The organism is Frankia sp. CcMO1 (assembly GCF_977945845.1).
The window spans coordinates 1-7,453 of sequence record NZ_CDWTMG010000238.1 but is presented as its reverse complement, the minus strand read 5'-3'; the positions used below and the strand labels follow the sequence as shown (position 1 = coordinate 7,453).

The following is a 7,453-nucleotide window of genomic DNA, read 5'->3' as shown; positions in this document are numbered from 1 at the left end:
GGACCGCCCGGTGACGCGCACCAGTAGCCGCCGAGGGCAGATGATCTGCATAGGGTTCTCGAACTCGACCCCGCCCGAGTAGTCCACGGCGATGTCGTCGAAACGATCAAACAGCGCGTTGAGCACGATCCTGACCTCCAGCCGGGCCAGCGGTGCGCCGAGGCAGAAATGGATGCCCTGGCCGAAGGCGAGGTGCCCGCCGGTGTTGCGGTGGATGTCGAAGCGGTCGGGATCCGGATAGCGTCCCGGGTCCCTGCTGGCCGCGCCGGTCCACAGCGTCACCAGCTCGTCCTTGCCGATCTGCTGCCCCGCGAGCTCCGTCTGCGTGGTGGTCACGCGCGCCATCCGGGAGAAGGGTGGGTACAGGCGCATCAGCTCCTCGATGGCGCCCGGCAGCAGATCGCGGTCCGAGCGGACGGCCGCGAACGTCTCGGGGTGGCGGTCGAGGACGACGATCGCGTTGCCGATCATGGCCATCGACGCGGCGTGGCCGGCGAACATGGTCAGGCCGATCAGATCGCCGTTGCGCAACGGCTTGCCGTCGATACTCGCCTGCGCCAGGTCACTGAGCAGATCGTCGGTCGGGCTTTCCCGGCGCCTCCGCACATGATCAAGGATGTACGAGTTCATCTCCCGGATGGCGGGAGCGACCTCGGCCTCCATGACCTCGGGCGGCACCGTCGCCGCGTCGAGGGCGCCCAGCGCGTCGCCCCATGCCCGGAACATCGGCACGTCCTCGTGGGGCAGGCCGAGCATCTCGGCGACCACGGTGATCGGTAGGGGATAGGCCAGCGTGTCGATCAGATCGAAGGTGTCGGAGCCGGCCGTGCGGTCGAGCAGGGAGTGGGTGATCCGAGCGATCCGCTCGGACAGCACCGACACCGCGCGCGGTGTGAAGGCATGGCTGATGACCTGGCGCAGCATCCGGTGGTGGGGCGGGTCGCTGGTGACCAGGTTCCCCATCAGGAACAGGTCGAGATCAGGCTGCGGTTCGTTGAACAGTCGCACCGTCTCCGAGGAGAACGTCTTCGGATCGGTGAGGACATGGGCGATGTCGGCATGCCGGAACAACTGCCATCCGTACTCCTCACTGTGATGAATCGGATGCTGGTCGTGCATCTCCCGGAACCAGGAGAACAGCGAGTCCACAGCCTCGGTCGCGGATTGGTTCGTCGTTGGCATGGCCTACTCCCGATCTCACTGCCGTTGGATCGCTGATCACAGACGATGGACGGGGCGGTAGATTCTGTGATCGACTTCGGGTGTCACCGGGCGGCGACCCTCGGGCGCCGCAGGCGACGACGAGGACAACGTTGGTGAACCGGCGACCCGAAGACCCGATTCGATGGCGCCGTCCATGTACCCGCTCCAGCCAAGGGCAAGATCGTCGCCGCAGAATCTGATCCGCCCGAAGGGCTGGCTGATCGCACGGTGTAGCTGTGTGAGCTGGAAGGGCTGCCGGTACGCGGGCCCACCGAGGGCGTACTGGTCTGCCTGCCAGTCCGTCACGGTGTGCCTGCGAAGCTGCGCGTCCGGGATGATCCTGCGTACCGCCGCCTCGACCTGGGCACGGTTGCCGACGTCAAGCCTGTCGTCCACTGTGAAGGCGACGACCGGCGCGTTCTCGTTCAGCCGGCCCATGATGACGAGGGGATAGCCCTCGGGCGCCTCGGCGATGAACCGGTCCGTGGGACTGGTGAGATCCAGCCACAGTTTCTTCTGGCGTGGCACACCGTAGCCCTGGCTGCTTGCCCTGCGGTACTCCGATGGCAGCGCCGGGCCGAAGCTGATGGTCTTCCAGACGTTGACCGGGACGGCTATGACGACCTCGGGCACGGTGTAGGTCGCCCCCGTGCGGGTCCCTACCCGCACCCTTCCATTGCTCTGAGTGATCGACGTGACGGGGGAGTTGAGCCGGAGGTCTGGACTGCCGTCCTTCAGGATGGCCTCGGCCAGGGCGATGGTGCCCTTCTCCATGCGGAAGGTGTTCACTCCGGAGAAGCTCTGGTAGTTCCAGCCCGCGAGCGCCCACCACTGCGACAGCTGGAGCATCGAGCCGCGCGCGCTCGGAGCGCCGTAGAGCGCGGTGGTGCTGGTCATGCGGATCTCGTCCTGGGGCGGGTAGGCGAGCTGGTCGAGCCGGTCGCGCAGGCTCAGCCGGTCCAGCGGTGTGATCAGATCCTCGCGGGCGAACGGTTCGTACGGCTTCGGGAAGTAGTCGCGTGAGCCGTCGAAGAAAGGAGTGAAGAGTTCGCCCTGCCGGGTGTAGGCTTCGACCGGGTCGTACTCGGCGAATCCGGTGAGGGTTGGCATGATCACGCGCTCGGGTCCCGCGTCGGCCACGACCGACAGGCCGTAGCGCGCTATCTCGCGCCACACATGGGGCTGCAGCGGGTCGACCCAGGCGCCGCCGCGCTCGATCTCAGAGCCGTTGAAGGTGTCGGTCCATGTCCGCCCGCCGATGCGGTCGCGTGCCTCGAGCACAAGCACCCGCTGTCCCTTGCGCCGCAGCTCGCGGGCGGCGGTGAGGCCGGCCAGGCCGGCCCCGACAACGATGTTGTCGTAGTCGCGATGGCCCGCGTGGCCCTGTTCGACGGCCTCGGCCACACCGGGGAGGCCGACCCCGAGCGCGGATCCGGCGACGGCCAGGCCACCTGCCCTGAGCGCGGTCCTGCGAGAGAACGAACGGATGGACGAGCCTGTGTGCGCTCCGTCTTCATGCGTGGTCAAGGTGAATCCCCCCGCGTTACGGTCTGTGGTCGTCGAGGCGGTGTGGATGTCGCCGCGTTCCGGACGTGCGGGGAATCCGGCGCATGCGGCCTGCGCCTCGGATTCCCCACGCCGTTCCGGGTGGCTGGGCTGGGTCAGGCGGAGGGCTTGCGGAACTGCTTGATCAGCGCCGCGTAGCTGTCCTCGGCGTGGCCGTCGGCCACCGCGCGCTTCGCCAGCTCCAGGAAGAAGGTCGGGAGTTCCGCGTTGACGCCGAGCACTTTGCTCTCCTCCACGAGGTGCTCCATGCCGCCCACGTGGACGTTGACGGTGGCGTCGGTGGCCGGGAACCTGTCCTCGTCGATCTGCTGCGCGTAGGCGGTGACGTAGTCGGCCGTGACGTTGATCGCCGTGACCGCCAGGCTCGCGAAGGTGGTCGCCGGAACACTCGCGGTGCCCAGGAGCGCGGCACCGTGCAAGAAGGTGTTGAGGACGCCCCACATGATGCTGAGGACGGACATGTCATAGAGGGCGGACAGACCGTGGTCCTCGTCGAGATAGACGGTCCCGGTCTGGCTGAGTACCTGCAGGGTGGCCAGGTGCCCGTCGAAGGCCGCCTTCGGTCCGGAGTACAGCACCGTGGCCTCGGCGGTGCCGATGGCCTGGGGGAGAGCCAGGATCGCGCCGTCGAGATAGGTGCTGCCGAGCTGGGCCGCCCAGCTGGCGGTCTCACGCGCCACAGTGGAACTGGCCGTGGTCAGGTTGACCAGCGTCCGGCCGTCCAGGGCGGCGCCGACCGGGTCCAGCAGCTCGTGCACGGCGTCGTAGTCGGAGACGCAGATGACGACGAGTGGGCTTGCCTCGACCGCGGCCCTGATCGATGGGGCGAGGGTCGCGCCGTTGGCGACCAGATCGTCTGCCTTCCCTGCCGAGCGGTTCCAGACCGTGGTCGGGTGGCCGTTGGACAGGAAGGCCGCCGCCAGCGCGCGGCCCATCAGGCCGAGTCCGACGACGGTGACCGGCGATGCGGAGACTGAGGGGGTGGACACAGGAGCTTCTCCGGATGTCGTGCGGCGTCCGCCGCGATGGATGTGATCGTTCGTTCGCCGGTCCCAGGCGTGCCAGCGCGGTGATGTGACCCGCGTCCGCGTTTCGTGCGTCGATCTATTCCCGTCCCTCGTCCTCGGCGGCCCACGGGCCGCTGACACCGAAGGGGTTGTCTACGACGTAACGCCAGTAGCCGTCCTCGCCCTGACGCAGGACGTCGATGGCGACGCCGTCCAGCGGCTCGGGTTCGCCGTTTGCGCCGATCGTGTCCATCCGCCACTCGACCACAAGCATGGCGGTGTCGCCGACCACCAGCTTCTGGCGCACCGTCGCTTCCACGGACGGTTTGCGAGTCGCCAGAAATTCAGCCACGTAGTCGCGGCGGATCTGGCCGCGGAGGGGCTTTCCCGGCTCCCACATCCCGACCGCGTCGTCGGTGTACATCGCATTGACCGCGGCGGCGTCACCGGAGTTGAAAGCGGCTCCGAAGGCCTCCTGGTGCAGGTTGATGTCACGTACCAGTGCGTATTGAGTTTCGGTCACGGCACATTTGCTCCATTCGTATACTGACGGCATATGGCGTGGACCTGCTCGCAGGCTAGCAGCGAGCGTTCCTCGATCCGGTCTTGTGTCGGTAATCGTGTATAGACGTGAGAGGAATCGACCCGATTACCGGTGAACAACCAGCCACGGCGCGGATCGTGTCCCGTAATCCTGTCCGACAGGGCGGGTTCGCCCGCTGGAGCCGGTAGGTCGCGAACCGTGGGCAGCGCACGCCGCGGCGGTGGTTGTGCTCCCGCGGGTCCCCCGGGGGCGGGTGCTGGTCCGTTCGGAGTGCCGGTATGCGGCTAGCCCTGGTCGGTCTGTTCCAAAGCCCGGGCCACCGCCGCCTGGATCGCCGGGGCCGCCAGCGCCTCGGACGGGTCAAGGAGGTAGGCCACCCGGGCGTAGGCGACCAGCAGGTGCTCATCCCGCCGCGCGGCCTCGAGCAGCTGGTCGAGAAAGGCGAGCTCGGCCTGTTGTTCCTCGCTCAGGTCACCGCCCACACCAGGAAAGACGCGGTCGGCCCCGGTCGTCAGCTCCCACACATGGTCGACGGCTTCTGCCGCCAGGTCGGCGAAGAACCTGCCGGGCTCGACCGCCCCCGACCGGTCGACGTGGTCCCGCAACACCTTGGATCCCAGGGCCGCGACGGTCATACCCTGCCCGTATACCGGGTCGAAGCTGCATACGGCGTCGCCGATGACGAGTAGCCCGCCAGGGCGCGAGCTCATCCGCTCGTAGCGGCGTCGCAGGTTGGCCGGGAAGCGGTAGGCGATCGGCTCCCCGAGAGTCTCCTGATCGTGCACCGCGTCGTAGATGTCGGTGCTGGCCAGCGATTTCAGGAAGTCATGGAAGCCCGCGGAGTCGTGGGGTGGGTAGGCGCCGGCGATGCCGTAGCCGGTGACGACGGCACAGCCGTCCTCCACCTTGGCGCACAGCGCCCCTCGTGGAATCTCCGGCGAGGCGCCGACGTCGATGGAGACCTCGTCGACCATCCGGTCCTGCGCCAGCCGATAGTACTGGGTGGTGTAGCCGACGTCGACCCGGAGCTGCTCCTCCTCGACCTCGGGGTAGCCGAGCTCCGCGAGCCACACGGGCGTGCGGGTGCGTCGGCCGGTCGCGTCGACGACCAGGTCGGCGAACAGATCACGGCTGGTCTCCCCCCGCCGGACGCGGGCGCCCACCACGGTCAACCGGTCCGGGCTGGTCAGCAGCCCCGTGATCTCGGTGCGTTCCGCCACGGTCACGTTCGCGAGCGCACGCACACGCCCGCGGACCCGCCGCTCCAGATGCGGTCTGCTGACTGACAGCAGGGGCAGACCGGACTGCGGCTTGGGCAGGCGCCGGCCGTTCACGATCCACCGCGTGTTGCCGGTGCCGTCGCCTGCGGCTGCGCCGTTCGCTGTCAGCTCCTCGGTGATCCCCGGGAACAGTTCCTCCAGGACGAGGAGACCAGCGGCCAGCAGGTTGTGCAGGTGCTCGCCGTGCGGGACGCCTCGTCGGGTGTCACGGTGCCCCCCGGCGGCGTCGTGCCCGGTGAGGTCGTCACGGTCGACGAGGACGACCTCGGTGTACCGGTCCGCCAGCACACGCGCTGCCAACAGCCCGGCCATGCTTGCGCCGAGCACAACCACACGATCACGTCCAGATGTTTCCGCCATGCGGTCACTCCCCTGCTGCGTGCTAAAGGGTGGGGGGCGGAAAATAGCCCGCCTTGACGAAGAAGATCACATATCTCTCGAACAGGCCACGATCGACCGCCGGGCATTCAATGCCGGTTTCCCGCAGCGCGTGTTCGGTGTCCGAGACATCGATCGGCGGATAGGTGGCCAGGCCGTTGCCTGCGTTAATTCCCTCGAACGAGTCCAGCAGCGGGAACATCGCGTTCTTCCGGTCCCCGCGCACGCGGGCCGACCACGAGTCCCAGTCCAGCGCGGGCAGGTGGTATCCGAAGGATCTGAGGTGATCGACGAACTCGGCGAACGTCTGATTCTGCCGGTTGTATAGATGGAAGGTCCGGCCAGCGGTGTCCCGCAGCGTGGAGAGAGCCACGATCGCCGTGCTGACGTAGTCCACGGGAACCATGTGGACGACGCCGGCGAGGCTCTCGGGCACCGCCTGGGCCTCCAGGATTCCCCGGAGGCTCAACCAGACAAAATCCCTGGTCTGGCAGGCGCCGGTCATCTGGTCGCCGCACACGACATCCACCCGGTACACCGAGAGGGGCAGTCCGCGGTCCCTGCCGAGACCGATGATCTGCTCGGCGACCCATTTGCTCTGCAGATAACCGTTGTGCAGCAGGTGCGCCGGCCCGGTCGGGTCGGTCACGGTGGCCGCGCGCGCGTCAGGGCTCGGAGCGGGGAACACCCCGGTCGTCGACACGTAGTGGACCGGAACCGTGCGGTGTGCCGCGGCCAGCCGCAACACCTCCCGGGTGCCGCCGACGTTCGTCGGCGCGAGTTCGGTGTAGGGCCGCAGCCAGCTGACCGTCGCGCCGGCGTGATAGACGACGTCGACCCGGCGGGCGAGGTCGTCGAACCCGGCTTCGGCCAGGCCCAGTCGGCTCGCGGCCAGGTCACCGACGACGACGGACAGACGGGCCGGATCGATGTCCTCCCGCACCTGGTACCAAGCCAGGTTCTCCCGCAGGCGGTGGGTCGCCGTGGCCCGGTCTTCTCCCCGCACCAGGCAGTGCACCGTGGCGGTCGTCGATCGCATCAGATCACGGAGCAGGAACGCGCCGAGAAAGCCGGTGGCGCCGGTCAGCAGGATCTCGGCGGGGTCGGTGGCCACCCGGTCGATCTCGCCCGCGGGCTGAATACCCTCGTCGAGGTGGACCTCGGCGGAGAAGTCGACGTCGGCGGCGCGCGAGGACGCCCCTTGCGCGGCCACCAGGAGGGTGGCCAGGTGCTCCACCAGTTCCTTGGGTGTCGGGCGCTCGAAGATCAGGGATGGCGGCAGCCGCAGACCAGTGGCATCGGCCAGCCGGTTGCGCAGCTCCACCGAGGTGAGCGAATCGAATCCGAGGTCGGAGAAGAGCTGGTGCTCCTCGACCGCTCCCGGTGCCGAGTGTCCGAGGACGAGCGCCACCTCCTGAAGGACGAAGTCCGACACCGCGCCGCGCCGATGAGACGGGGGCAGTTCCGTGGATCTG

General features: G+C 68.2%; 6 protein-coding genes. All 6 read right to left on the bottom strand.

Annotation, left to right across the window (positions count from 1 at the left end):
• A partial coding sequence (locus AC08OU_RS20500; protein ID WP_476601686.1) for a cytochrome P450 occupies positions 1-1,182 on the bottom strand: 1,182 nt, incomplete at its 3' end.
• Positions 1,183-1,218: 36 nt separating this feature from the next.
• The gene (locus AC08OU_RS20495; RefSeq protein WP_476601685.1) at positions 1,219-2,730 is read right to left on the bottom strand and encodes a flavin monoamine oxidase family protein; all 1,512 of its coding nucleotides are present in this window, start codon (positions 2,728-2,730) and stop codon (positions 1,219-1,221) included.
• Positions 2,731-2,864: 134 nt separating this feature from the next.
• Positions 2,865-3,758 carry an NAD(P)-dependent oxidoreductase gene (locus AC08OU_RS20490; RefSeq protein ID WP_462203759.1) on the bottom strand — a complete coding sequence of 298 codons (894 nt, stop codon included), beginning with the start codon at positions 3,756-3,758 and terminating at the stop codon, positions 2,865-2,867.
• A 115-nt stretch (positions 3,759-3,873) separates the two neighbouring features.
• Complete coding sequence (locus AC08OU_RS20485; protein WP_476601684.1) at positions 3,874-4,299, bottom strand: YybH family protein; 426 nt, start codon at positions 4,297-4,299, stop codon at positions 3,874-3,876.
• A 305-nt stretch (positions 4,300-4,604) separates the two neighbouring features.
• Entirely contained in the window at positions 4,605-5,960 is a 1,356-nt protein-coding gene (locus AC08OU_RS20480; protein WP_476605577.1) for an NAD(P)/FAD-dependent oxidoreductase, read from the bottom strand.
• 22 nt (positions 5,961-5,982) lie between these two features.
• A partial coding sequence (locus AC08OU_RS20475) for a thioester reductase domain-containing protein (protein ID WP_476605576.1) occupies positions 5,983-7,453 on the bottom strand: 1,471 nt, incomplete at its 5' end.